Here is a 22,137-nt window from a genome sequence, read left to right as displayed (position 1 = left end):
GGTCAGCCGATCAGTGGCGCTTGGCTGTCAGGTAATTGGCAAAGCACTGTTCGAAAACATATTTCCAGCCGCTTTCATACCCGTCGCGGACCATCGGGGCGATTTCACCCAGATTTTTCCAGTCCCAGTGTTTGAGCCGGATCACGCAACGGCCAAAGGCATTCTGCTCGAACGTGACGCTGATGCGGGTATAGGCCCCTTCTTCCCAGCCGGGATGCCAGGTAAAGGCAATATGCTCGCCCGCCTGCCAGATATCGACAGTCCCCCAGACCACAGGGTCGCGACCCTTGGCATGTTCAACGATCCTGCCACCAAGCCCGGGATTCATCTCGACCGATTTGCAGTTTTCGCGCGCCAGTGAATGGCTGTCGGTCGGCCACCAGTTGCCAAAGCCGTTGGTGAACGCCTCGAACGCATATTCGGGCTCGACCGGGACGGTAATTTCGACCCGGATCGGTTTCAGATCGTCGTCTTTGTGATCGGCTTCAGGCAGCATCGCGGCCAGTTCCCCACATGGTTTCCAGCAGCCCGGGCAACTGATCAAAATGATCAATCACGGCATGTGCCCCGGACTTGTTGAGCGTTTCAACATCGTGATAGCCCCAACTGACGCCAATGGCCAGCATTCCGGCAGCCCGCCCCATTTCAATGTCATAGGCCGTATCACCAATGATCACCGCATTGGGCGCATCGACACCGGTTTCATCCATCGCCGCATGCAACATCGATGGATGGGGCTTGGATGGATGATTGTCGCAGGTCTGAAGGGTAACAAACCGTCTTTCAAGCGCGTTGCGCGCCAGAACCGCATCAAGCCCGCGGCGCGCCTTGCCCGTCGCAACGCCCAAAAGCCAGTTGCGTGTGTCAAGTTCGGCCAGCATTTCGCGCACGCCGGGGAAAAGCGGCTCGTAAAAATCCGGGGTCTGGCGCAATTCAAGGAATGCCGCCTTATAGGCCGCGGTAACGCCTTCGATAATCGCGTCATCAAGCATGCCCGGTGTGGCAAGCTTGCGGATCGCTTCGGGCAGGCTCAGACCGATGATGGTACGTGTCTTTTCAAGGCCGGGGCAATCAAGGTCATGTGCGGCAAAGGCATGATCCATGCAATGCGCAATCGCATGCTGGCTATCAACCAGCGTGCCGTCACAATCAAATACCACAAGCCTGAGCGGATCGTTCGCCATCAAAAGTCATCCAGTTCTGTTTATATCGGGCCGGAGATTATTCCAAACTTCGCCAAATATCGAGTCTCTAGCCGATGCAACGCAGATGCATTTTTTGCTATGCGGCAAGCAATGGAAACCACTGGTGAATTTCATCCCGCTTTCGAACACCCCAAGGTAGGGATACGATAACAGGGTTGGCACGCGAACTGCGGAGGCAAATATGCTCACGCTTCGGGACTGCATCGATTTCAGCGATCTGCGCGAAGAAGAAATTCTCGCGATTGCCGAGTGTGAACACATCCCCCTTCTCACCGCCCTTGAGGAAGGCGAAAGCATGGTGCACACACCACGTGGCCGCAAACGGATCGCGGTCATGATCAAAAGCCAGGCCGAAATCTGCGAACGCACGGGAAACACGGTTCACGCCCAGCATTTACGCCGGGTTCACGATGCGTTTGTTAACCGTTTCGGTAAAATGGTCGCGCGCCCGTAACCAAACCATTTGTCATCAACGCCGTTGACAGGGACGAAAAAGCCGACGCAGTGCGTCGGCTTTTCGCGTTTCGGAAAGCTTTTTCGAACACCTATCTTTTGCGTGTTCTCGACGGCTTCGGCTTTGGCTTTACTTCCTTTTCCCGGTGGATTTCCGGGGTCAGGAATTTGGTCGGCGTTTTCGGATCGAAATTCAGCGCCTTGATGGTTGCGCTGAAATGTTCGGGCACCGGCGCCTCGATCACGACCCGATGGCCGGTCACCGGATGGGGAAAATCAATCGCACGCGCATGCAGATGCATCTGGTTTGACAGACCATCCATGAATGCTTTGGCCCCGCCATATTTACCATCGCCCAAGATCGGGCATTCCATTGCCTGGCAATGGGCGCGAAGCTGGTGGGTACGACCGGTCAGTGGCGACAGGGCAAGCCACGCTGCCCGACGCCCCGCACGGGCAAGCTGACGATAGATCGTCTGGGCCGATTTGCCCTCTTTCTCGTCGATCATCATCTTTTCGCCACCCTTGCCGCCATGTTTGGCAAGCGGCGCATCAATCAGGCCTTCGCGTTCATCGGGTGCGCCGGTAACAATCGCCCAATACAGTTTGCGCGTGGTTTTGTCCTTGAACGCCTTGGTCAGGGCATTGGCCGCCGATGCCGAACGTGCCAGCAGCAAAACCCCGCTGGTGTCCTTGTCAAGACGGTGAACAAGCTTCGGGCGTTCCTTGCTATCAAGTTTCAGCGCATCCAGCATGCCATCGACATGCAGGTCGGTATTGGTCCCGCCCTGCACCGCAAGCCCCGCGGGCTTGTTGATCGCAAGAACCACCTCGTCATAGAAAATGACGGAATCGCGCAGCGCCTGAAGTTCTTCCTCGGTCGCATCCGACTTGGACGGGCCTGATTTCACATGCTGTGCCGCGTTGGCCGCATCGTAATTGCCTTCGGCCCACGGCCCCAGTCCGCCACCCGACATGACCGGTGCGGGTGGAACACGCACTTCCTGTCCGGGCTCAAGCCGCTGATTGGCCTTGGCACGTTTGCCATCCACACGGATCTGGCCGCCACGCAGCAGCTTCTGAACCTGCCCAAAGGTAAATTCCGGGCAGTTCCGCTTGAACCAGCGATCAAGCCGCATTTCGGCTTCATCATTCTTAACCTTGCGCAGAGTGACACCACTCATTGCAGAACTCCCCTTACCAGCGCGATCGCGCCGAACAATGCTGCGATGCCAACGCAGACCGAAACCGCAACATAAAGCCCCGAAAGGCCAAGGTTGCCGCGTTCATATAAGGTCGCGACATCGAGCGAAAAAGTAGAAAACGTTGTAAACGCCCCCAAAAAGCCCGTCACAAGAAAGGCCCGCATTTCAGGACTGAGCGATAGCTTGACCGCCGAAAGCTCGATCAGAAGCCCCATGACAAAAGACCCGACGATATTGACCGTCAACGTCCCCCAGGGAAAACCGTGACCAAGCATCGCCCCCATAAAGGCCGAAACACCATATCGGGCAACCGCCCCGATAGCTCCGCCCAATGCGATGGATGCGATAAACAACGGTGAAAATTGCATGGCGCGGAACCTAGTCTTTCGGTTTTGAAAAGTCACGTGTGAAAACATCATAGGCGGGTCGCATAACAATACGCCAGGCCGCCCCGGCTCCAAAGGGAACACTCAGTTTTGCGGCACGGCCTGCTGACCGATCAGGGCAACGGTTGCCGCCATCCATGATTTCAGACGTTTTTCATTCTGGCCGAAATCGTCATTGCCATAAACCGACCGGGAATAGGCAAAGACACGGCTGCCCCCCTGTTCGCTGGGGATGACTTTAACATCAACCCAGTCGGGAAAACGGAATATTGGTGTCCGGGCAAGGAAACGCAATTCAAGCGACAGGCCATCGCCTTCAACCAGTTTCATGCCCAGCTCGCCCGCCGTTGCCTGCAAGGCGGTTGCAACGGTATCGGGTGCGGCGTCAAATGCCGGGCTTTGGGCATTCCGATGCGTCGATGGACATGCTTCAAGCGGACAGATCAGGAAATAGGTCGGCGACTTTGGCAGCTCGATATCCGGGCCCAGGCTGATATCCGCCGGTTCTCCTGCGACCAGCATACTGTCGAGCAATCCGCTAAAACGGATCACCGCAAAAGTCAGCCCGCCAACAAACAGAAGCCATGCAAGTACAATCGCCAAGCGTTTCACAAAAATTCCCCGTTCCCATTTTGTGAGACCTGCTCTACCGCAGGACTCCCTAAATACCGGTTAATTGTTGTAATTCGTCAAGTTAACAAATGCAAAAATGCCCGAACGAGATACTCGTTCGGGCATAATCTGGAAACCAGCAAGCCACATCGGGGGGGGAATGGGTGCGACTATCGATTTCCGCGGGCAACAGGCAGTGCGTTATGCCGCCTTCGGAAGCGGTGCGGCAGCAACATTGGCAATCGCGCGTTCCATGGCTTCCTCGGCATTTACGGCAAAACCGGATGCATCGATAACATCAACATCGGAAATACCGACAAAACCAAGAACCTGTTTCAGATACGGGGTCGCGAAGTCCGCCGGGCTGTTGACCGGAACGCCGCCGGTGGCAACAACGATATAGGCTTTCTTGCCTTCAAGCAGGCCTTTCGGGCCGTTTTCGGTATAGTTGAAAGTCACGCCGACGCGGGCGATCAGGTCAACCCATGCCTTAAGGGTCGACGGAACCGAGAAATTGTACATCGGCGCACCGATGACAACGACGTCGGATGCCTGAAGTTCGGCAACCAGTTTGTCGGAAACGGCGATCACGTCTTTCTGTGCGCCGGAACGGTTTTCAGCCGGGGTATAGAACGCGCCGACAATCTCGCCGGTCAGGGCCGGGATCGATTTATCGTTCAGGTCACGTTCAACAACGTTGGCAGCCGGGGTTGCGGCAACAATGCGTTCGATCAGCTTGGATGCGATCTGGCGCGAATTGGAATTTTCGCCGTTAACCGAGGCATTGATATGCAGGATCGAAGTCATGTGAATTCTCCAAGTCCGGGTTTGTTTCTGTTGCCCTGACTTTAACAGTTTCCATGACGATGATTATCTGATGTCTTTTCACCAGATTGTTGACCAAAAGAGAACAACACACCTGCCGGTTAGTCTTCACCGCGCTGCTTTTGACGTTCCCGGCGCAATTTGTCGAAATATTCGACCCGTTTTTTCAAATCACGTTCAAAACCGCGTTCGACCGGTTCATAAAAATTCTGGCGGCGCATGCCATCGGGAAAATAATTCTGCCCGGAAAAACCGTCTTCCTGATCATGGTCATAGGCATAGCCGGTGCCATATCCGATATCCTTCATCAGCTTGGTCGGGGCATTTAGGATATGGGCCGGCGGCATCAACGACCCGGTATCGCGCGCGACCTTCAATGACCGTTTATAGGCGGCATAACCGGCATTCGATTTGGGCGCCAGCGCCAGATAGATCACCGCCTGTGCCAGCGCCAGTTCACCTTCCGGGCTTCCGAGGCGTTCGTACGCCTCCCACGCACCCACGCAAATCTGCTGCGCCTGCGGATCGGCAAGTCCGATATCCTCGACCGCCATGCGGGTGATGCGGCGTGCGACAAATTTCGGGTCCTCGCCCCCGGCTAGCATGCGGTTAAACCAGTACAGGGCCGCATCCGGGTCCGACCCGCGCACCGATTTATGCAGGGCACTGATCAGGTTGTAATGACTGTCATCGCCCTTGTCATAAAGCGGCATGCGCTTTTGCACCGTGCGCGACAGTTCGGCAACGCCAAGCGGGCCATCGTCGCTGGGCGGCAACAGAAACAGTTCTTCGGCAAGGTTCAGCAAATAGCGCCCGTCACCATCGGCCATGGCACGCAGCGTGACCCGTGCCTCGGGCGACAGGGGCAACTCGAACCCCATTTCCTTTTCCGCCCGCACCAGAAGCTCTTCAAGCCCCTGATCATCCAACCGTTTAAGCACCAGCACCTGACAGCGTGACAGCAATGCCGCGTTCAGTTCGAACGACGGGTTTTCGGTTGTCGCCCCGATCAGGGTAATGGTGCCGTCTTCAACGAATGGCAGGAAGCTGTCCTGCTGGGCCTTGTTGAAACGGTGGATTTCGTCGATGAATAACAGGGTCGACGCCCCGGTTGCCCGCCGCCCGCGTGCCCGGTCAAACACCTTGCGCAGGTCGGCAACCCCGGAAAAGATCGCCGAAAGCGGTTCAAACGCCATATCGGCAACATTGGCCATCAGGCGGGCCAGTGTTGTCTTGCCACAACCGGGCGGCCCCCAAAGAATCACCGATGGCACCCGCCCGGTATTGATCATCCGCGTGATCGGCCCGTCATCCCCAAACAGGTGCCCCTGCCCGACGACTTCATCCAGCTTTGCCGGACGCAGCCTGTCGGCCAAGGGCCGGGATGCCTGACTTTCAAACAGTGATACCATGTAGGGCCTTTGATCCTTGGTAAGCGTTGCGGCGGCCGGTTACAGCGTGAATTCAGCGGTCAGAACCTTGCCATCGCGTTTGACCGCAATCGACCATTCACGGGCGCGTTCGCCAGCCTTCACAACTTCCGTCAGGCGGGCCACCGTGTCAATCGGCACCCCATTGACCTCGACGATATAATCGCCGGGCTGGATGCGCGCCCGCCGCGCAAGGCTGTCGCGTTTTACAGCAAGGACGACCACACCGTTGCTTAGCGTATCGATGCCAATTTCATCGGCAAGTGCGGGGTTCACATTGGCGATTTTTGATCCACTGAACGGATTGCGACCCTCGACCTCGGTTTCATCGCGCGCCGGCAGTTCCGGGGCGACTTCAAGCGGCATCCGGAGCATCACTTCCTGCCCCTTGCGCAGCACGGAAAGTTCCGCATCGTGATCAAGTTCCAGCGTCGCGATACGGAATTTAAGCTCGTTCGGGTTATCGACCGGCAGACCATTCACCGCAATCACGACGTCACCGGGCAGCAGCCCGCCCCGATTGGCCGGGCTGCCCTGGCGTACTTCGTTGATCAGAACACCGTGCGGGCGATCCAGATCAAGCGACGATGCCAGATCGGCGGTCACCGACTGCCCGGCTGCTCCCAGCCACGGGCGACGCAAATCGCCACTGATCAGGCCGCGCATCACCACCTTGACCATATTGACCGGAACGGCAAAACCAATGCCGTTCGATCCGCCCGATTTGGTAAAGATCGCCGAGTTTACCCCGATCAGCTTGCCATCGATATCGACAAGCGCCCCGCCGGAATTCCCCGGGTTGATCGCGGCATCGGTCTGGATAAAGGATTGGTAATCCTGCCCCGTGACACCGGCACGTGCCAATGCGGAAACAATGCCGCTGGTGACGGTCTGCCCGACCCCGAACGGGTTGCCGATGGCAAGGACCAGATCACCGACTTCGACCGCGTCGGAGTCGCCAAGGGTAATCGCCGGCAATTCATCCTTCACATCGCGCAGGCGCAGAACGGCAAGGTCGGTGCGTTCGTCCGAACCAACCAGTTCGGCATCGAATTCGCGATTGTCATGCAGAACGACGCGAATTTCGCTGGCCCCTTCGATCACGTGGTGGTTGGTCACGATTGTGCCATCCGACGAGACAATCACCCCGGAACCAAGCGAGCGTTCAACCCGTTGGCGCGGTGCGCCAAATGCCCCGCCAAAACGGTCGCCAAAGAACTGGCGGAAGAACGGATCGTTGAAAAACGGGCTGCGTTGCTGGGTGGTGACGACCTTTTTGGTATAGATATTGACCACGGCCGGGGCGGTTTGCTTCACCAGCGGCGACAGGGACATCTTTATTTCGGTCTGGCTTTCGGGCAGGCGCCGATCCTGTGCCGATGCCAACCCAATCTGGCCAAACATGGCCCCCGATACAATCATGATCCCGGTCATGACGGTCGCAATCAATCGTGCCTGCACGTCGAACTCTCTCTTTTCTTCATAAAGCCAGCGCATCTATCCCTTGATAGAACAAAATCGGCCGTATCAAGGGATACATGCCCCGATCAGGGCGGAAAACAGTCTGGTCGGGTTCTAGATCCCCGACAGAAATTAGGGTGATCAGGATTTGCGCGCAACCTTGGCGGAAATATGATGAATTTCGAAATATTTCCAATGCGCGATAATGCCAAAAGAAAACGGGCGGTACCATTGGCACCGCCCGTTTCTATCTTAAAGGCCGAAACGTTGCTTATTCAGCAGACGCTTCTTCGCCTTCGCCCTCTGCTTCAAGGCGAGCACGGTCTTCCGCGCCTTTTGCTTCCGGGTTGCGATCAACGAGTTCGATCACAGCAACCGGAGCAGCATCGCCATAACGGAAGCCAGCCTTGAGAACGCGGGTGTAACCACCCGAACGCTCTTTGTAGCGATCAGCAATTTCGCCGAACAGCTTGGCAACGACTTTCTCGTCACGCAGGATCGAAATGGCCTGACGGCGTGCATGCAGGTCGCCCCGCTTGCCCAGCGTAATCAGTTTTTCGACATACGGGCGAAGATCCTTGGCCTTCGGAAGAGTGGTTTTGATCTGCTCGTGGGTGAGCAGCGAAACCGCCATGTTAGAGAACATCGCCTTACGATGGGACGACGTACGATTAAGCTTACGGCCTTGCATACCGTGACGCATAGGAACTCTCCTTATTGCCTTGGCTTCGCTCACGAAACCGATTGTGATACCGCGCCGCCACCCTGATTAAATCAGGTCATGCACGTGCGGTTTTGGGCACCAGCCCGCCAGAAATTCCGAAAACCGGGTTTCTGGTTGGGGCAGAACGCCTGCCCCGGCAGTCCAAAGTACCGACCCGAAGGCCGAAGATCCGTTCTTAGAACGGGTCTTCGAACTTGCGAGCGAGTTCTTCGATGTTTTCCGGCGGCCAACCGCCGACTTCCATACCAAGATGCAGACCCATCTGAGCCAGAACATCCTTGATTTCGTTCAGCGACTTACGGCCGAAGTTCGGCGTACGAAGCATTTCTGCTTCGGTTTTCTGAACCAGATCACCGATATAGATGATGTTGTCGTTCTTGAGGCAGTTTGCCGAACGGACCGACAGCTCGAGCTCGTCGACCTTGCGCAGCAGATTGCGGTTGAACGGCAGTTCGTCTTCTTTCTTCTCTTCGACAACCGCTTCCGGCTCGTCGAAGTTGACGAACAGCGACAACTGGTCCTGAAGGATACGGGCAGCAAGTGCCATTGCATCTTCCGGGGTGACCGAGCCGTTGGTTTCAACGGTCAGCGACAGCTTGTCATAATCGGTATCCTGACCAACACGGGTGTTTTCCACCTTGTAGGCCACTTTACGGATAGGGCTGAAGATTGCATCAATCGGAATAAGACCGATCGGCGCATCCGACGAACGATGCGAGGTCGCAGCAACATAGCCTTTACCGTTATCAACGGTGAATTCGATGTTCAGCGTCGCACCATCATCAAGATGGCACAGCTCGAGATCCGGGTTAAGGATTTCGATGTCGGCACCGGTTTCGATCTGACCCGCGGTGACAGCACCCGGACCGGTCGCTTTAAGCGCCATTTTCTTCGGACCTTCGGCATGCATGCGCACACCCATGGTCTTGATATTCAGGATGATGTCGGTGACATCTTCACGCACGCCCGGGATCGACGAAAATTCGTGCAATACACCGTCGATCTGGATCGCAGTAACCGCCGAACCCTGGAGCGACGACAGCAGAATGCGACGCAGCGCGTTACCCAGAGTCTGACCAAAACCGCGCTCCAGCGGTTCCGCCACGATCGTACCGATGCGGCTGGCATCCGTACCCGGAGTAACATCAAGCTTGGTCGGCTTAATCAGTTCCTGCCAGTTCTTTTGAATCACGAGACCCACCTTCGCAACTGGAGCCTATGGTAAGGGGGGCACAAAATTGGCCCCCGCGAGAAACGCGAAGAGGCCCGGTCGCCCGGGCCCAAACGCGGGGTCGTCCGCAGATCGGCGCGATTAGACGCGGCGACGTTTACGCGGACGGCAACCGTTGTGCGGAATCGGCGTTACGTCTTTGATCGACGTAATGGTGAAACCAACCGCCTGCAGCGCACGAAGAGCAGATTCACGTCCCGAACCCGGGCCTTTAACCTGAACTTCAAGGGTTTTCATGCCGTGTTCAGCAGCTTTTTTACCTGCGTCTTCAGCAGCAATCTGTGCAGCATACGGGGTCGATTTACGCGAACCGCGGAAACCCATACCACCAGCGGTCGACCAGGAAATGGTGTTACCCTGAACGTCGGTGATGGTGATCATGGTGTTGTTGAAGGTCGCGTTTACGTGCGCGATACCGTTCGTAATGTTCTTCCGCTCGCGGCGACGCACGCGAGTCTGAGGAGCTTTTGCCATTGTCTGTCCCCTACCTTACTTCTTCTTGCCAGCGATCGGCTTAGCCGGGCCCTTGCGGGTGCGGGCGTTGGTGTGGGTACGCTGACCGCGTACCGGGAGACCGCGACGATGACGCAGACCGCGATAGCAGCCCAGGTCCATCAGACGTTTAATGTTCATTGCGGTTTCACGACGAAGGTCGCCTTCGACGGTGTAATCAGCGTCGATGACTTCACGCACCTTGAGAACCTGGTCATCAGAGAGCTGATGAACGCGGGTTGCTGCTTCGATGCCAACCTTTGCGCAAATTTCTTTAGCTTTCGCCGGGCCAATGCCGGTGATGTAGGTAAGCGCAATCACGACACGCTTAGCGGTCGGGATGTTTACGCCAGCAATACGAGCCACTGTGTGAGACTCCTGTTTCCTGTTAACAAACCCTGCGGCAGATCCGGTAGGACGGGGCGCTGCAAAAGCGGGCCAGCAATACTGCCAACCCGCCAGCAAAAAAATGCCCTGCCCGGGAAATTACCCCAGGATGGCTTCTATCTCGCGCGTAACTTCGTCGATTTCGGCCATCCCGTCAACTGTTTTCAGCTTACCGGCATTCTCATAGTAGGGAATGATCGGTGCTGTCTGCTTGTGATAAGCTTCCAGTCGCGATGTGACCGTCTCGGCATTGTCATCCGCACGGCGTTTGAATTCGGTGCTGCCACATACGTCGCACACACCGTCCTGCTTGGGTTTCTGGAACTCGTCATGGTATCCCTGCCCGCATTTCGCGCAGGTGTAGCGACCAACGATACGTGCCACAAGGGCGGCATCGTCAACCCGCAACTCGATCACATAATCAAGTGCCAGTCCCTTGGTTTCCAGCATCACATCCAGGGCATGTGCCTGGGCTGTGGTGCGCGGAAAACCATCCAGAATGAAACCGTTCTTGGTATCGTCCTGGTCAAGTCGTTCGGAAATCAGACCGATCATCAGATCGTCGGAGACGAGCTTGCCCGCATCCATGACTTCCTTTGCCTTCTGCCCCAGCTCGGTACCGGCGGCGACCGCTGCGCGCAGCATGTCACCGGTCGAAAGCTGAATCATGCCGCGTCCGGTTTCAAGACGCTTTGCCTGGGTCCCTTTGCCAGCACCCGGAGGGCCAAGAAGGATAATGTTCATTGTCGTCCCCCTGACGGTCTTGGTGGCGCCGCCTTAGCGGCGGCGTCCACGCAATTTGGATTTCTTGATCAGGCCTTCATACTGGTGAGCCAGCATATGCGACTGGATCTGTGCTACGGTATCCATGGTTACCGTGACAACGATCAGCAAGCTAGTCCCACCAAAGTAGAACGGCACAGACCATTCGGCGATCAGCAGTTCCGGCAGGATACAGACAAATGCCAGATAAGCCGCACCGATGACCGTCAGACGGGTCAGGATGAAATCCAGATAGTTGGCGGTATTCTTGCCCGGACGGATGCCCGGAATGAAGCCGCCATGTTTTTTCAGGTTGTCTGCCGTATCTTCCGGGTTGAAAACAACCGCGGTGTAGAAGAAGGCAAAGAAGACGATAAGCGCGATATACAGACCGATATAAAGCGGCTGGCCACGGCCAAGCAGTGCTGTCACGGTGCTGAGCCACACAGGCGCATCCGCACCGGCAGTGAACTGTGCAACCGAAAGCGGCATCAGCAGAAGCGAGCTTGCAAAGATCGGCGGAATAACGCCGGCCGTGTTGATCTTGAGCGGCAGGTGCGAGCTCTGACCTTCCATGACCTTCATGCCGACCTGGCGTTTCGGGTACTGGATCAGAACACGGCGCTGCGCACGTTCGACGAACACGATGAAGGCAATGACAGCAACAGCCAGCACGAGGATCGCAACGATCACCAGTGCCGAAATCGCACCGGTACGGCCCAGTTCAAGGGTACCCGCAATCGCTGCCGGAAGGCCCGCAACAATGCCGGTAAAGATGATAAGCGAAATGCCGTTACCGATACCGCGCTGGGTGATCTGTTCGCCCAGCCACATCAGGAACATGGTGCCGCCAACAAGCGTCACGACCGCGGTAAAGCGGAAGAACATGCCCGGATCATGAACCGCAGAGCCGGTTGAACCGCTCATGCTTTCAAGACCAACGGCAATGCCCCACGCCTGGATCGTGGCGATCAGAACGGTCAGATAACGGGTATATTGATTAATCTTTTTACGCCCCTGCTCGCCCTCTTTTTTCATAGCCTCAAGGCTTGGCGAAACAGTGGTCATCAGTTGAATGATGATCGAGGCAGAGATATAAGGCATGATGTTCAGCGCGAAGATGGTCATACGCCCAAGCGCACCACCAGCAAACATGTCAAACATGCCCAGGACGCCACCAGCATTCTGCTGGAAAATATCAGCAAGAATGGACGGGTCAACGCCGGGAATAGGAATATAGGTTCCCAGACGGTAAACTATAAGCGCGCCCAAAGTGAACCAGATACGCTTTTTAAGCTCGGTTGCCTTAGAAAAAGACGACCAGTTCAGGTTCGCGGCAAGCTGCTCGGCGGCCGATGCCATGCACTCATCTCCCAATACGCTAAAACTGGAGGGTCCGGTCCCGTAATCTTGGGAACCGGACCCTCACGTAGTCATAGAGGCTTATTCTGCGGTTTCTGCTGCGACGACCGGAGCAAGAACCTTGACCGAACCACCAGCTTTCTCGACGGCTTCGATAGCCGACTTGGAAGCACCGGTAACTTCGATGTTCAGTTTCGCTTTCAGTTCGCCTTTGGCGAGCAGACGCAGACCGTCTTTCTGCGGACGGGCCAGGCCTTTTTCGACCAGAACTTCGATGGTGACATTCGCACCTTCTTCAAGAACACCGTTATCAACGGCGGTCTGAAGGGTACCAAGGTTCACAACACCGAACAGTTTCCGGAACGGATTTTTAAAGCCGCGCTTCGGAAGACGACGGTAGATTGGCATCTGCCCGCCTTCGAAGCCATTGATCGCTACACCGGAACGGGAAGTCTGACCCTTCTGGCCTGCGCCAGAAGTTTTGCCTTTGCCCGAACCGATACCGCGACCGACGCGGGTGCGCGCCTTGCGGGCACCCGGGTTATCGGCAAGTTCGTTGAGTTTCATTAATCAACACCTTTTCGATCTGGGGGCCAATCAGGCCTCGTCCACGCGGACGAGGTGCTTGACCTTGGCGATCATACCGCGAACAGCCGGAGTATCTTCCAGCTCACGAGTCCGGTGCAGTTTGTTCAGGCCAAGACCCACAAGGGTCTGGCGCTGATCAGCCGGACGTCCGATCGGCGAACCCGTCTGGGTAACGCGTACGGTCGCTTTTTTCTTAGCAGCCATATCGAATTACTCCTTTTCGAGAACGGCGGCCGCAGCCGAACCGCTATCGCGACGGGCAACGATCTCGCCAACCTTCAGGCCGCGTTTTGCAGCGACCTGACGCGGTGAAGCGCCGTTGACCAGAGCGTCAAGAGTTGCACGGATAACGTTGTGCGGGTTGTTCGAACCGGTGCATTTGGACACGACGTCCTGAACACCCATGGTTTCGAAAACTGCGCGCATCGCACCGCCAGCAATGATACCGGTACCAGCCGGAGCAGAACGGAGAATAACCCGACCTGCACCAAAGTGGCCCTGCACATCGTGGTGAAGGGTACGGCCTTCACGCAACGGAACGCGGATCATGTTGCGCTTGGCTGCTTCGGTAGCCTTGCGGATCGCTTCCGGAACTTCACGGGCTTTACCCGTGCCGTATCCGACGCGACCGCGCTGGTCACCGACGACAACCATTGCGGAGAAAGCAAAGCGACGGCCGCCCTTAACGACTTTCGCGACGCGGTTGATACCAACCAGCTTGTCGACGAGTTCGTTTTCTTCACGGGCTTTCGGCGCCTGCTGCTGCTGTTGTGTATTCTGATTACGTGCCATGGTCGTGCTCCTTAGAAGTCCAGACCGCCCTCACGGGCGGCATCGGCCAGAGCTTTCACCCGGCCATGGAACAAATACCCGCCACGATCGAATACGACCGTTTTCACACCAGCGGCAACGGCACGTTCGGCAATAGCTTTACCGACCAGCACAGCTGCTTCGGCATTGCTGCCTTTGCCACCGAGATCTTTCTCGGCCGACGATGCGCAGGCAAGGGTCTTGCCTGCCAGATCGTCGATGATCTGTGCATAGATATGCGCGTTGGAACGGTGCACGCTGAGGCGCGGGCGACCGGCCGCTTTCTGGCGGATCGCAAAACGAACGCGGCGTTTGCGGCGCTCGAAGAGGTTTCTCGCGTTTTTCATCGTGCCAGTCCTTACTTCTTCTTGCCTTCTTTGCGCAAGATATACTCGCCTTCGTAACGGACACCTTTGCCTTTGTAAGGCTCCGGACCGCGCCAGCCGCGTGCATTTGCAGCGAACTGACCAACGAGCTGTTTATCTGCGCCAGAGATGGCGATAAGGGTCGGCTTTTCTGCGACGACGTTAAGACCCGCGGGGATCTCCATTTCCACGTCATGAGAGAAGCCAAGCTGCAGAACCAGTTTATTGCCCTGGACCTGCGCACGGTAACCAACACCGGTGATTTCCAGTTTCTTGGTGAAGCCGTCCGAAACCCCGGTTACGAGGTTTGCGATATTGGCACGGGTGGTACCCCAAAGGGCACGTGCGCGCTTGCTATCGTTGGCCGGTTTCACGGTGATCTGGTTGTCATCCTGTGAAACAGTTACGTCCGAGGTCAGCGGCAGACGAAGCTCACCGAGCTTGCCTTTTGCACTGATCTGTTCTTCGGTCAGGGTGATGGTAACGCCGTTAGGCACGACCACCGGGTTTTTTCCTACTCGCGACATCGTTGGCCCTCCTTAGAATACCTTGCAGAGGATTTCGCCGCCGACATTCTGCTCGCGAGCCTCCTGATCCGACAGAACCCCTTTCGGAGTGGACAGGACTGCGATGCCCAGGCCGTTGTAAACTTTCGGAAGATCTTTGATCTTCGAATAGACACGACGACCAGGGGTCGAGACGCGGTCGATCTGCTTAATCACGCCTTCGCCCTCAAAATATTTGAGTTCGATGTTGATTTCGCTGACGCCCTTGCGAATTTCATTAATGCTGTAACCGCGGATATAACCTTCGCGCTGGAGAACATCCAGCACACCGGTACGCAGTTTTGAAGCCGGCGAAGCAACGCTGGATTTACCAACGCGCTGACCGTTGCGGATACGCGTGAGCATATCGCCTACGGGATCAGTCATCGACATGTGATGTCCTCCTTACCAGCTCGACTTCACCATGCCCGGGATCTGACCACGCGAAGCAAGTTCACGAAGGGCGATACGGGACAGGCGGAATTTGCGATAGACACCGCGCGGACGACCGGAAACCTGGCAGCGAATACGCTGACGGATACGGGCCGAGTTGCGTGGCAGCTGGGCGAGTTTGATCACAGCCGCGATACGATCCTCAGGGGACGTCTCGCGGTTGCTGATGACCGCTTTAAGGGCGGCACGCTTGGCAGCATGCTGCTTAGCCAGGCGCTCACGTTTAAGTTCGCGCTGAACGGCGCTTTTCTTGGCCATGGGCCAACCTCCAGTTAGTTTCCGAACGGAAGATCAAAGCCCTTGAGAAGGGCGAGAGCTTCGGCGTCGGACTTTGCCGTGGTGCAAATGATGATGTCCATCCCGCGAACCGAGTCGACTTTGTCGTACTCGACTTCAGGAAAGACGAACTGTTCCTTGAGGCCCATGGCAAAGTTGCCACGACCATCGAAGGATTTTTTGTTCAGGCCGCGGAAGTCACGAACGCGCGGAAGCGCGACAGTGACCAGACGGTCCAGGAACTCGTACATACGGTCGCGACGCAGGGTCACTTTACAACCGATGTTCATGCCTTCACGAAGCTTGAAAGCCGCTACCGACTTTTTCGCTTTGGTGAAGATAGGCTTCTGACCGGTGATGGCAGTAAGATCTGCTGCCGCACCTTCCAGCTTCTTGCGATCCTGGGTGGCGTCGCCGACACCCATATTGATCACGATCTTCTCGAGGCGCGGAACCTCCATGGAGTTCTCGTAGGAGAACTCCTTCTGGAGTGCGTCACGCACCACTTCTTTGTAATGTTCGCGCAGGCGCGTCATTTTTCCGTCCCTCAGTTGTCGATGACTTCGCCGCTGAGCTTCGCTACGCGAACCTTGCGACCATCATCGAGGGTCTTGAAACCGACGCGGGTCGGCTTGTTTTCTTTCGGGTCGACAATCGCCACGTTGGAAACGTTGATTTTCGCTTCCTTCTCGACGATGCCGCCAGCATCAGCACCGGTCGGACGCTGGTGACGTTTCACCAGGTTGATGCCCGAAACCAGAACTTTGTTCTCGGTCGGGAAAGCGGCGATAACTTCGCCGGTTTTCCCTTTGTCTTTACCCGTAAGAACAATGACGCGATCACCCTTTTTAATCTTGGCAGCCATTACAGCACCTCCGGGGCAAGCGAAATGATCTTCATGTAACCACGCGAACGAAGTTCACGGGTCACCGGGCCGAAAATACGCGTACCGATAGGCTCACCGTTCGCATTAATAAGAACGGCAGCATTACGGTCAAAGCGGATCGCCGAACCATCGGAACGACGAATTTCCTTTGCGGTCCGAACGATGACAGCTTTGTGAACTGCACCCTTCTTAACACGACCGCGCGGAATGGCTTCCTTGACGGAAACCACGATAACATCACCGACATTAGCGGTTTTGCGCTTCGAGCCGCCCAGCACCTTGATGCACTGAACACGGCGAGCGCCGCTATTATCGGCAACGTCCAGATTGGACTGCATCTGGATCATGGGTTTACCCCTTGACTATGGTTGGGCTGAGGACTCACTCCTCGACCACTACTTCCCAAGACTTCAATTTCGAGATCGGCCGGCATTCGCGAATACGAACGACGTCACCCGTCTTGAAGCGGTTCTCTTCATCATGCGCGTGGAATTTCTTCGACTTGCGCACATACTTTTTATACAGCGGGTGCATGACCTGGCGTTCCACACGGACCACCACGGTCTTGTCGTTTTTTGTCGAAACGACTGTCCCCTGCAATACACGCCTCGGCATGTGTCTTAACTCCTATGCGTGTCCAGTTAGGCCGCAGTAGCACCCTTCTCGTTTCCGAGAAGGGTTTTGATGCGGGCGATATCACGGCGGACCTTACGGACCTGCGCAGTGTTCTCGAACTGACCGGAAGCCTGCTGGAAACGCATATTGAACGATTCCTTACGCAGGTCGAGCAGCATCTGTTTTAGTTCATCAGCGCTTTTCGCGCGGAGATCAGCAATTTTCATCACTAATTACTCCCCTTCACCAAGACGCGTGACAAACTTGGTCTTGATCGGCAATTTTGCCGCTGCGAGCTCGAAAGCCCGACGTGCAAGATCCAGCGGAACACCGTCAAGTTCAAACATAATCCGACCCGGTTTTACGCGTGCCGCCCAATATTCGACCGAGCCTTTGCCTTTACCCTGACGGACTTCAGCAGGCTTCTGCGATACCGGGAGATCCGGGAAAACACGGATCCACACACGGCCCTGACGGCGCATGTGGCGGGTGATCGCGCGGCGAGCCGCTTCGATCTGACGCGCCGTTATACGCTCCGGCTCCAAGGCTTTCAAGCCATAAGCGCCGAAATTAAGTTCCGTACCACCTTTGGCCTCACCTTTAAGGCGACCTTTGTGTGCTTTACGGAACTTTGTACGTTTTGGAGAAAGCATCTCTCTATCTCCTTACTTACGACCTGAACCAGCCGACTCGAGCGCTTTACGCTCTGAAGCCAACGGATCGTGAGCCATGATTTCGCCCTTGAAGATCCAGACCTTCAGACCGCAAACACCATAGGTGGTGTGAGCTTCCGAAGTGCCATAATCAACGTCCGCACGCAGGGTATGCAGCGGAACGCGACCTTCACGGTACCATTCGGTACGAGCGATTTCAGCACCACCAAGACGACCAGCAGCATTAATACGAATGCCACCAGCACCGAGACGGATTGCGTTCTGAACCGAGCGCTTCATCGCGCGACGGAACGAAACACGGCGCTCAAGCTGCTGGGCGATGTTATCAGCGACCAGCTTGGCATCGATTTCCGGTTTACGGATTTCGATGATGTTAACCTGCACTTCCGACTTGGTCAGTTTCTGCAGATCGTTCTTGAGCTTCTCGATGTCCTGGCCTTTTTTCCCGATCACAACACCCGGACGGGCGGAGTGGATCGAAATGCGGGCTTTTTTCGCCGGACGTTCGATAATCACCTTCGAAACACCCGCCTGTTTCAGACGGTCGAAGATGTATTTACGGATCGCCAGATCTTCATGAAGAAGGCCAGCGAAATCGGACTTGTTGGCGTACCAGCGGGAATCCCAGGTACGGTTAATGCCAACGCGCAGACCGATCGGATTTACTTTCTGACCCATTACTCGGCCTCCTCACGTTCGCAGACGACGATGCGCATGTTGGAGAACGGCTTGACGATCTTGCCAACGCGACCGCGTGCGCGGGCCCGCCAACGTTTCATCACGAATGCCTTACCAACAGTCGCCTCTTTGATATAGAGACGGTCGACATCAAGCTGGTGGTTGTTCTCGGCGTTAGCAATCGCCGATTCCAGCAGCTTTTTGACGTCCTGCGAAATGCGTTTATTGGAGAAGGTGAGCTCTGCCAAAGCAGCCTCTGCCTTCATACCACGGATCGACTCGGCGACGAGGTTGAGCTTACGCGGGGAAATGCGTACTGCCCGGAGCGAAGCCGCGGCCTCGTTATCCGCCAGCCGACGGATGTCAGCTTTTTTACCCATCGTTACTTCCTCTTCGCCTTCTTGTCGGCCGCGTGACCATAGTAGGTACGGGTCGGCGAAAACTCGCCGAACTTATGACCGATCATATCTTCGTTCACAAGTACCGGCAGAAACTTCTGGCCATTGTAAACCCCAAAGGTGAGGCCTACGAATTGCGGCAAAATCGTCGAGCGCCGCGACCAGGTCTTAATTACCTCATTCCGGCCTGAAGCACGGACTGTTTCGGCTTTCTTAAGAAGGTATCCGTCTACAAACGGACCCTTCCAAACGGAACGCGCCATAGTCTAGCCTCCTCCGTTAGCTCTTATGACGACGGCGCATGATGAGCGCGTCAGTCTTTTTGTTCGAGCGGGTACGTTTGCCCTTGGTAGGCTTGCCCCACGGCGTAACCGGGTGACGACCACCCGAAGTGCGACCTTCACCACCACCATGCGGGTGATCGATCGGGTTCATGGCAACACCACGAACCGAAGGACGCTTGCCAAGCCAGCGATTGCGGCCTGCTTTACCAAGGTTTGTGTTCTGCTGGTCCTGGTTGGACACGGCACCGATGGTAGCCATGCATTCACCACGAACCAAACGTACCTCACCGGAGGACAGCTTAAGCTGGGCGTAACCCTGGTCCTTGCCGACAAGCTGCACATAGGTGCCTGCCGAACGTGCGATCTGACCACCTTTACCGGCTTTCAGTTCGACGTTATGGACGATGGTACCGACCGGAATATTCTTCAGCGGTGCGGCATTACCCGGCTTAATGTCTACGCGTTCGGCAGCAACAACGTTGTCGCCGACAGCAAGACGCTGCGGTGCGAGGATGTAGGCCAACTCGTCATCGGAATAACGAACCAGGGCGATGAACGCCGTGCGGTTCGGATCATATTCCAGACGTTCGACCGTACCGACGACATCAAACTTGGTACGTTTGAAGTCGATGATGCGGTAACGACGCTTGTGACCACCACCAATACGGCGGGCGGTGATACGACCAGAGTTGTTACGGCCACCTTTCTTGCGAAGACCTTCGGTCAACGCTTTGATCGGCTTGCCCTTGTGGAGATCGGAACGATCGACAAGAACCAGCTGACGGCGACCAGGAGAGGTTGGTTTAAACTTCTTCAAAGCCATGTCTTAGATTCCCGTCGTCACGTCGATGGACTGACCCTCTTCGAGGGTAACCATCGCTTTCTTGAAATCGCTCCGGCGACCGACAGTACCGCGAAAACGCTTGGTCTTGCCTTTTACCACAGAGGTATTGACCGCCTTGACCTTCACCCCGAACAGACCCTCCACAGCAGCCTTGATCTCCGGCTTGGTGGCGTCGATCGCAACTTTGAACGCAACTGCGTTGTGTTCAGAAATCAGCGTCGACTTTTCAGTGATATGCGGGGCGCGGATGACTTCGTACATCCGCTCTTTGCTGATGATCGTCATTTGAGACGTGCCTCCAACGCTTCGACCGCACCCTTGGTCAGCACCAGGGTGTCACGGCGCAGGATGTCATAGACGTTAGCACCAATCTCGGGCAGCACATCAATCTGCGGGATGTTGCGCGCAGCGCGTGCAAAGCCCTCATTGACCTGCGAACCGTCGATGATCAGTGCAGATTTCCAGCCGAGCTTAGCGAAAACTGCGACCAGATTCTTGGTTTTGGCGTCCGAGAATTCCGCGGAGTCCAGAACGATAAGCTTACCGTCCTTTGCTTTGGCCGACAGAGCGGTTTTCAGCGCGAGCTTACGGAATTTCTTGGTCAGATCGTGCGAATGATCGCGAACACGCGGACCATGCGCTACACCACCACCACGGAACTGTACGGCTTTCCGGGAACCGTGACGTGCACCGCCACTACCCTTCTGACGTACGAACTTTTTCGTGGTCGCAGAGATCTCGCTCTTTTCCTTGACCTTATGGGTCCCGGCGCGACGCTTTGCCAGCTGCCAGTTCACCATGCGGTGAAGGATGTCACGACGAACGTCCAGACCAAAGATCTCTTCTGCAAGATCGATGTTACCTGCCTTGGACGCGTCAAGTTTCAGAATATCGTGCTTCATGATGCTTATTCCTTATCCTCGGCGGCAGCTTCTTCAGCAGCCGGGGCAGCAGCACCCTTAAGCGCGGCCGGGAACGGCAGACCTTCCGGTGCAGCACGTTTCACAGCATCCTTAACAAGGACATACGCACCAGCATGACCCGGAACAGCACCGTGAACCAGAACAAGACCCTTGTCAGCGTCGGTAGAGACGATTTTCAGGGACTGAACGGTAACGCGAGCCGCACCCATGTGACCAGCCATCTTCTTACCTTTGAAGACGCGGCCCGGATCCTGGCACTGACCGGTGGAACCATGCGAACGGTGCGATACAGACACACCGTGCGACGCACGCAGACCACCGAAGTTATGGCGCTTCATCGCACCGGCAAAACCTTTACCGATGGAGGTGCCGATAACGTCAACGAACTGGCCTTCGACAAAGTGGGCAGCCGAAAGTTCGGCACCGACTTCGATCAGCGCATCTTCGCTAACGCGGAATTCAGCAAGTTTCGCTTTCGGCTCAACCTTGGCTTTTGCAAAGTGACCGCGCATCGGCTTCGATACGTTTTTCACTTTTGCTTTGCCATAGCCAAGCTGAACAGCAACGTAACCGTCGGTGTCGCTGGTACGATTAGCAACGACCTGAAGGTTATCGACTTTCAGAACGGTGACAGGAAGGTGCACGCCTTCGTCCGTGAAGACGCGAGTCATGCCAACCTTCTGGGTAATAAGTCCACTACGCATTGCGGCTTACTCCCGATTAAAGTTTGATCTCGACGTCGACGCCTGCAGCCAGGTCGAGCTTCATCAGAGCATCAACGGTCTGGGGAGTCGGGTCGACAATGTCGAGAAGACGCTTATGCGTACGGATTTCGAACTGTTCACGCGATTTCTTATCGATGTGCGGAGACCGCAGAACAGTGTATTTCTCAATGCGGGTCGGCAGCGGAATCGGGCCGCGGACCTCTGCGCCAGTGCGCTTCGCCGTATTGACGATCTCGCGCGTGGACTGATCCAGCACGCGATGGTCAAACGCCTTCAGGCGAATGCGAATGTTCTGACTATCCATGTAATTATGTACCGGAGCCCTCAAAAGGACACCGGCCCCTCAACTGGAGTTGACGATTGCCGCAAAAGTGTTGCGGGCGGCTTACATAGCCGCCCGCTTCACAAAGATCAAGAGAAAATTACTCGATGATCTTGGCAACAACGCCCGCGCCGACGGTACGACCGCCTTCACGGATTGCGAAACGCAGACCTTCGTCCATTGCGATCGGTGCAATGAGGGTCGCGGTCATCTGGA

The 22,137-nt window shown here is 56.1% G+C and carries 37 protein-coding genes; 1 reads left to right on the top strand and 36 read right to left on the bottom strand.

The annotated features are described in order from the left end of the window. Positions 1-10: 10 nt before the first annotated feature. On the bottom strand, positions 11-496 hold the full coding sequence (locus AUP42_RS14680; RefSeq protein WP_062952350.1) for an SRPBCC domain-containing protein: 486 nt from the start codon (positions 494-496) through the stop codon (positions 11-13). After that, positions 486-1,184, bottom strand: coding sequence for an HAD-IA family hydrolase (locus tag AUP42_RS14675; RefSeq protein ID WP_062952349.1), 699 nt, complete (start codon positions 1,182-1,184; stop codon positions 486-488). Before AUP42_RS14675 ends, AUP42_RS14680 begins: the two co-directional genes overlap by 11 nt. Positions 1,185-1,386: 202 nt before the next feature. Here AUP42_RS14675 and AUP42_RS14670 point away from each other — a divergent pair, with 202 nt between their 5' ends. After that, a complete protein-coding gene (locus AUP42_RS14670) occupies positions 1,387-1,659 on the top strand; it encodes a hypothetical protein (protein WP_062952348.1) in 273 nt (90 codons plus the stop codon). A 91-nt stretch (positions 1,660-1,750) separates the two neighbouring features. Here AUP42_RS14670 and AUP42_RS14665 read toward each other — a convergent pair whose 3' ends face one another. The 34 genes from AUP42_RS14665 to AUP42_RS21220 all read right to left on the bottom strand — a co-directional run. Continuing rightward, positions 1,751-2,842 (bottom strand): RluA family pseudouridine synthase, encoded by a 1,092-nt coding sequence (locus tag AUP42_RS14665; protein WP_062952347.1) that lies wholly within the window; start codon positions 2,840-2,842, stop codon positions 1,751-1,753. Beyond that, entirely contained in the window at positions 2,839-3,231 is a 393-nt protein-coding gene (gene crcB / locus AUP42_RS14660; protein WP_062952346.1) for a fluoride efflux transporter CrcB, read from the bottom strand. Before crcB ends, AUP42_RS14665 begins: the two co-directional genes overlap by 4 nt. Positions 3,232-3,333: 102 nt before the next feature. Beyond that, positions 3,334-3,861, bottom strand: coding sequence for a DUF1499 domain-containing protein (locus tag AUP42_RS14655; RefSeq protein ID WP_062952345.1), 528 nt, complete (start codon positions 3,859-3,861; stop codon positions 3,334-3,336). A 201-nt stretch (positions 3,862-4,062) separates the two neighbouring features. Then, positions 4,063-4,668: an FMN-dependent NADH-azoreductase gene (locus AUP42_RS14650; protein WP_062952344.1), complete on the bottom strand. Its 606-nt coding sequence runs from the start codon at positions 4,666-4,668 to the stop codon at positions 4,063-4,065. Between the two features lie 119 nt (positions 4,669-4,787). Further along, entirely contained in the window at positions 4,788-6,098 is a 1,311-nt protein-coding gene (locus AUP42_RS14645; protein ID WP_062952343.1) for a replication-associated recombination protein A, read from the bottom strand. 39 nt (positions 6,099-6,137) lie between these two features. After that, a complete protein-coding gene (locus AUP42_RS14640) occupies positions 6,138-7,613 on the bottom strand; it encodes a DegQ family serine endoprotease (protein ID WP_062952342.1) in 1,476 nt (491 codons plus the stop codon). Positions 7,614-7,848: 235 nt separating this feature from the next. After that, complete coding sequence (rplQ, locus tag AUP42_RS14635) at positions 7,849-8,280, bottom strand: 50S ribosomal protein L17 (protein WP_007091482.1); 432 nt, start codon at positions 8,278-8,280, stop codon at positions 7,849-7,851. Between the two features lie 196 nt (positions 8,281-8,476). Continuing rightward, entirely contained in the window at positions 8,477-9,493 is a 1,017-nt protein-coding gene (locus AUP42_RS14630; RefSeq protein WP_007091483.1) for a DNA-directed RNA polymerase subunit alpha, read from the bottom strand. Between the two features lie 120 nt (positions 9,494-9,613). Next, complete coding sequence (gene rpsK / locus AUP42_RS14625; protein ID WP_062952341.1) at positions 9,614-10,006, bottom strand: 30S ribosomal protein S11; 393 nt, start codon at positions 10,004-10,006, stop codon at positions 9,614-9,616. A 15-nt stretch (positions 10,007-10,021) separates the two neighbouring features. Continuing rightward, complete coding sequence (gene rpsM / locus AUP42_RS14620) at positions 10,022-10,390, bottom strand: 30S ribosomal protein S13 (protein ID WP_007091485.1); 369 nt, start codon at positions 10,388-10,390, stop codon at positions 10,022-10,024. A gap of 120 nt (positions 10,391-10,510) precedes the next feature. Next, a complete protein-coding gene (locus AUP42_RS14615) occupies positions 10,511-11,155 on the bottom strand; it encodes an adenylate kinase (protein WP_037990968.1) in 645 nt (214 codons plus the stop codon). A 33-nt stretch (positions 11,156-11,188) separates the two neighbouring features. After that, positions 11,189-12,535, bottom strand: a complete 1,347-nt coding sequence (gene secY / locus AUP42_RS14610; protein ID WP_062952340.1) for a preprotein translocase subunit SecY — start codon at positions 12,533-12,535, stop codon at positions 11,189-11,191. 81 nt (positions 12,536-12,616) lie between these two features. Further along, positions 12,617-13,102: a 50S ribosomal protein L15 gene (rplO, locus tag AUP42_RS14605; protein ID WP_062952339.1), complete on the bottom strand. Its 486-nt coding sequence runs from the start codon at positions 13,100-13,102 to the stop codon at positions 12,617-12,619. 30 nt (positions 13,103-13,132) lie between these two features. Further along, entirely contained in the window at positions 13,133-13,327 is a 195-nt protein-coding gene (gene rpmD / locus AUP42_RS14600; RefSeq protein ID WP_007091489.1) for a 50S ribosomal protein L30, read from the bottom strand. 6 nt (positions 13,328-13,333) lie between these two features. After that, the gene (gene rpsE, locus AUP42_RS14595; RefSeq protein WP_007091490.1) at positions 13,334-13,915 is read right to left on the bottom strand and encodes a 30S ribosomal protein S5; all 582 of its coding nucleotides are present in this window, start codon (positions 13,913-13,915) and stop codon (positions 13,334-13,336) included. Between the two features lie 11 nt (positions 13,916-13,926). Next, a complete protein-coding gene (rplR, locus tag AUP42_RS14590) occupies positions 13,927-14,280 on the bottom strand; it encodes a 50S ribosomal protein L18 (protein ID WP_062952338.1) in 354 nt (117 codons plus the stop codon). An 11-nt stretch (positions 14,281-14,291) separates the two neighbouring features. Beyond that, the gene (gene rplF / locus AUP42_RS14585) at positions 14,292-14,825 is read right to left on the bottom strand and encodes a 50S ribosomal protein L6 (RefSeq protein WP_062952337.1); all 534 of its coding nucleotides are present in this window, start codon (positions 14,823-14,825) and stop codon (positions 14,292-14,294) included. Positions 14,826-14,837: 12 nt separating this feature from the next. Beyond that, complete coding sequence (rpsH, locus tag AUP42_RS14580) at positions 14,838-15,236, bottom strand: 30S ribosomal protein S8 (RefSeq protein ID WP_062952336.1); 399 nt, start codon at positions 15,234-15,236, stop codon at positions 14,838-14,840. A gap of 12 nt (positions 15,237-15,248) precedes the next feature. Beyond that, complete coding sequence (gene rpsN, locus AUP42_RS14575; protein ID WP_062952335.1) at positions 15,249-15,554, bottom strand: 30S ribosomal protein S14; 306 nt, start codon at positions 15,552-15,554, stop codon at positions 15,249-15,251. Positions 15,555-15,568: 14 nt separating this feature from the next. After that, a complete protein-coding gene (gene rplE / locus AUP42_RS14570; protein WP_062952334.1) occupies positions 15,569-16,108 on the bottom strand; it encodes a 50S ribosomal protein L5 in 540 nt (179 codons plus the stop codon). Between the two features lie 11 nt (positions 16,109-16,119). Then, positions 16,120-16,437 carry a 50S ribosomal protein L24 gene (rplX, locus tag AUP42_RS14565; protein WP_007091496.1) on the bottom strand — a complete coding sequence of 106 codons (318 nt, stop codon included), beginning with the start codon at positions 16,435-16,437 and terminating at the stop codon, positions 16,120-16,122. After that, the gene (gene rplN, locus AUP42_RS14560; protein ID WP_007091497.1) at positions 16,437-16,805 is read right to left on the bottom strand and encodes a 50S ribosomal protein L14; all 369 of its coding nucleotides are present in this window, start codon (positions 16,803-16,805) and stop codon (positions 16,437-16,439) included. Before rplN ends, rplX begins: the two co-directional genes overlap by 1 nt. 34 nt (positions 16,806-16,839) lie before the next feature. Further along, positions 16,840-17,073: a 30S ribosomal protein S17 gene (gene rpsQ / locus AUP42_RS14555; protein WP_007091498.1), complete on the bottom strand. Its 234-nt coding sequence runs from the start codon at positions 17,071-17,073 to the stop codon at positions 16,840-16,842. Positions 17,074-17,099: 26 nt separating this feature from the next. Beyond that, the gene (gene rpmC / locus AUP42_RS14550; RefSeq protein WP_007091499.1) at positions 17,100-17,300 is read right to left on the bottom strand and encodes a 50S ribosomal protein L29; all 201 of its coding nucleotides are present in this window, start codon (positions 17,298-17,300) and stop codon (positions 17,100-17,102) included. Positions 17,301-17,306: 6 nt separating this feature from the next. Further along, positions 17,307-17,726, bottom strand: coding sequence for a 50S ribosomal protein L16 (rplP, locus tag AUP42_RS14545; protein WP_007091500.1), 420 nt, complete (start codon positions 17,724-17,726; stop codon positions 17,307-17,309). 12 nt (positions 17,727-17,738) lie between these two features. After that, on the bottom strand, positions 17,739-18,425 hold the full coding sequence (gene rpsC / locus AUP42_RS14540) for a 30S ribosomal protein S3 (RefSeq protein ID WP_062952333.1): 687 nt from the start codon (positions 18,423-18,425) through the stop codon (positions 17,739-17,741). Next, complete coding sequence (rplV, locus tag AUP42_RS14535) at positions 18,425-18,805, bottom strand: 50S ribosomal protein L22 (protein WP_062952332.1); 381 nt, start codon at positions 18,803-18,805, stop codon at positions 18,425-18,427. The genes rpsC and rplV overlap by 1 nt, the downstream gene beginning before the upstream one ends. A 2-nt stretch (positions 18,806-18,807) precedes the next feature. Further along, the gene (rpsS, locus tag AUP42_RS14530) at positions 18,808-19,086 is read right to left on the bottom strand and encodes a 30S ribosomal protein S19 (protein ID WP_007091503.1); all 279 of its coding nucleotides are present in this window, start codon (positions 19,084-19,086) and stop codon (positions 18,808-18,810) included. A 16-nt stretch (positions 19,087-19,102) separates the two neighbouring features. Further along, complete coding sequence (gene rplB, locus AUP42_RS14525; protein ID WP_062952331.1) at positions 19,103-19,930, bottom strand: 50S ribosomal protein L2; 828 nt, start codon at positions 19,928-19,930, stop codon at positions 19,103-19,105. A gap of 3 nt (positions 19,931-19,933) precedes the next feature. Beyond that, the gene (locus AUP42_RS14520) at positions 19,934-20,236 is read right to left on the bottom strand and encodes a 50S ribosomal protein L23 (protein WP_007091505.1); all 303 of its coding nucleotides are present in this window, start codon (positions 20,234-20,236) and stop codon (positions 19,934-19,936) included. Further along, positions 20,233-20,853: a 50S ribosomal protein L4 gene (gene rplD, locus AUP42_RS14515; protein WP_062952330.1), complete on the bottom strand. Its 621-nt coding sequence runs from the start codon at positions 20,851-20,853 to the stop codon at positions 20,233-20,235. Before rplD ends, AUP42_RS14520 begins: the two co-directional genes overlap by 4 nt. Before the next feature lie 5 nt (positions 20,854-20,858). Next, positions 20,859-21,578 carry a 50S ribosomal protein L3 gene (gene rplC / locus AUP42_RS14510; RefSeq protein ID WP_062952329.1) on the bottom strand — a complete coding sequence of 240 codons (720 nt, stop codon included), beginning with the start codon at positions 21,576-21,578 and terminating at the stop codon, positions 20,859-20,861. Between the two features lie 16 nt (positions 21,579-21,594). Further along, positions 21,595-21,903 (bottom strand): 30S ribosomal protein S10, encoded by a 309-nt coding sequence (rpsJ, locus tag AUP42_RS14505; protein WP_007091508.1) that lies wholly within the window; start codon positions 21,901-21,903, stop codon positions 21,595-21,597. 118 nt (positions 21,904-22,021) lie between these two features. Beyond that, on the bottom strand, positions 22,022-22,137 hold a 116-nt coding region (locus AUP42_RS21220; protein ID WP_082817764.1), incomplete at its 5' end, for an elongation factor Tu.

The organism is Thalassospira lucentensis (assembly GCF_001613805.1).
In the GTDB taxonomy this organism is placed as follows: domain Bacteria; phylum Pseudomonadota; class Alphaproteobacteria; order Rhodospirillales; family Thalassospiraceae; genus Thalassospira; species Thalassospira lucentensis_A.
The sequence above is the reverse complement of the archived record's forward strand: the minus strand, read 5'-3'. Positions and strand labels throughout refer to the sequence as shown.

Bases quoted from the DNA above. Each gene is read 5' to 3' on its own strand.
- crcB (WP_062952346.1), bottom strand. From the start codon at position 3,231: ATGCAATTTTCACCGTTGTTTATCGCATCCATCGCATTGGGCGGAGCT.
- rplB (WP_062952331.1), bottom strand. From the start codon at position 19,930: ATGGCTTTGAAGAAGTTTAAACCAACCTCTCCTGGTCGCCGTCAGCTG.
- rpsJ (WP_007091508.1), bottom strand. From the start codon at position 21,903: ATGGATAGTCAGAACATTCGCATTCGCCTGAAGGCGTTTGACCATCGC.
- AUP42_RS14680 (WP_062952350.1), bottom strand. From the start codon at position 496: ATGCTGCCTGAAGCCGATCACAAAGACGACGATCTGAAACCGATCCGG.
- rplX (WP_007091496.1), bottom strand. From the start codon at position 16,437: ATGGCTGCCAAGATTAAAAAGGGTGATCGCGTCATTGTTCTTACGGGT.
- rpsK (WP_062952341.1), bottom strand. From the start codon at position 10,006: ATGGCAAAAGCTCCTCAGACTCGCGTGCGTCGCCGCGAGCGGAAGAAC.
- AUP42_RS14640 (WP_062952342.1), bottom strand. From the start codon at position 7,613: ATGCGCTGGCTTTATGAAGAAAAGAGAGAGTTCGACGTGCAGGCACGA.
- AUP42_RS14615 (WP_037990968.1), bottom strand. From the start codon at position 11,155: ATGAACATTATCCTTCTTGGCCCTCCGGGTGCTGGCAAAGGGACCCAG.
- rplF (WP_062952337.1), bottom strand. From the start codon at position 14,825: ATGTCGCGAGTAGGAAAAAACCCGGTGGTCGTGCCTAACGGCGTTACC.
- rplN (WP_007091497.1), bottom strand. From the start codon at position 16,805: ATGATCCAGATGCAGTCCAATCTGGACGTTGCCGATAATAGCGGCGCT.
- rpsN (WP_062952335.1), bottom strand. From the start codon at position 15,554: ATGGCCAAGAAAAGCGCCGTTCAGCGCGAACTTAAACGTGAGCGCCTG.
- rpmC (WP_007091499.1), bottom strand. From the start codon at position 17,300: ATGAAAATTGCTGATCTCCGCGCGAAAAGCGCTGATGAACTAAAACAG.
- rpsE (WP_007091490.1), bottom strand. From the start codon at position 13,915: ATGGCACGTAATCAGAATACACAACAGCAGCAGCAGGCGCCGAAAGCC.
- rplP (WP_007091500.1), bottom strand. From the start codon at position 17,726: ATGCTTTCTCCAAAACGTACAAAGTTCCGTAAAGCACACAAAGGTCGC.
- rplE (WP_062952334.1), bottom strand. From the start codon at position 16,108: ATGACGCGCCTGCGCGAACATTACAAAGAAGTGGTGCGTGACGCACTC.
- rpsQ (WP_007091498.1), bottom strand. From the start codon at position 17,073: ATGCCGAGGCGTGTATTGCAGGGGACAGTCGTTTCGACAAAAAACGAC.
- AUP42_RS14675 (WP_062952349.1), bottom strand. From the start codon at position 1,184: ATGGCGAACGATCCGCTCAGGCTTGTGGTATTTGATTGTGACGGCACG.
- AUP42_RS14665 (WP_062952347.1), bottom strand. From the start codon at position 2,842: ATGAGTGGTGTCACTCTGCGCAAGGTTAAGAATGATGAAGCCGAAATG.
- rplO (WP_062952339.1), bottom strand. From the start codon at position 13,102: ATGAAACTCAACGAACTTGCCGATAACCCGGGTGCCCGCAAGGCGCGC.
- rplC (WP_062952329.1), bottom strand. From the start codon at position 21,578: ATGCGTAGTGGACTTATTACCCAGAAGGTTGGCATGACTCGCGTCTTC.
- rpmD (WP_007091489.1), bottom strand. From the start codon at position 13,327: ATGGCTGCTAAGAAAAAAGCGACCGTACGCGTTACCCAGACGGGTTCG.
- secY (WP_062952340.1), bottom strand. From the start codon at position 12,535: ATGGCATCGGCCGCCGAGCAGCTTGCCGCGAACCTGAACTGGTCGTCT.
- AUP42_RS14645 (WP_062952343.1), bottom strand. From the start codon at position 6,098: ATGGTATCACTGTTTGAAAGTCAGGCATCCCGGCCCTTGGCCGACAGG.
- AUP42_RS14670 (WP_062952348.1), top strand. From the start codon at position 1,387: ATGCTCACGCTTCGGGACTGCATCGATTTCAGCGATCTGCGCGAAGAA.
- rpsS (WP_007091503.1), bottom strand. From the start codon at position 19,086: ATGGCGCGTTCCGTTTGGAAGGGTCCGTTTGTAGACGGATACCTTCTT.
- rplR (WP_062952338.1), bottom strand. From the start codon at position 14,280: ATGAAAAACGCGAGAAACCTCTTCGAGCGCCGCAAACGCCGCGTTCGT.
- rplQ (WP_007091482.1), bottom strand. From the start codon at position 8,280: ATGCGTCACGGTATGCAAGGCCGTAAGCTTAATCGTACGTCGTCCCAT.
- rpsH (WP_062952336.1), bottom strand. From the start codon at position 15,236: ATGTCGATGACTGATCCCGTAGGCGATATGCTCACGCGTATCCGCAAC.
- rplV (WP_062952332.1), bottom strand. From the start codon at position 18,805: ATGGGTAAAAAAGCTGACATCCGTCGGCTGGCGGATAACGAGGCCGCG.
- AUP42_RS14650 (WP_062952344.1), bottom strand. From the start codon at position 4,668: ATGACTTCGATCCTGCATATCAATGCCTCGGTTAACGGCGAAAATTCC.
- rplD (WP_062952330.1), bottom strand. From the start codon at position 20,853: ATGAAGCACGATATTCTGAAACTTGACGCGTCCAAGGCAGGTAACATC.
- rpsC (WP_062952333.1), bottom strand. From the start codon at position 18,425: ATGGGTCAGAAAGTAAATCCGATCGGTCTGCGCGTTGGCATTAACCGT.
- AUP42_RS14520 (WP_007091505.1), bottom strand. From the start codon at position 20,236: ATGACGATCATCAGCAAAGAGCGGATGTACGAAGTCATCCGCGCCCCG.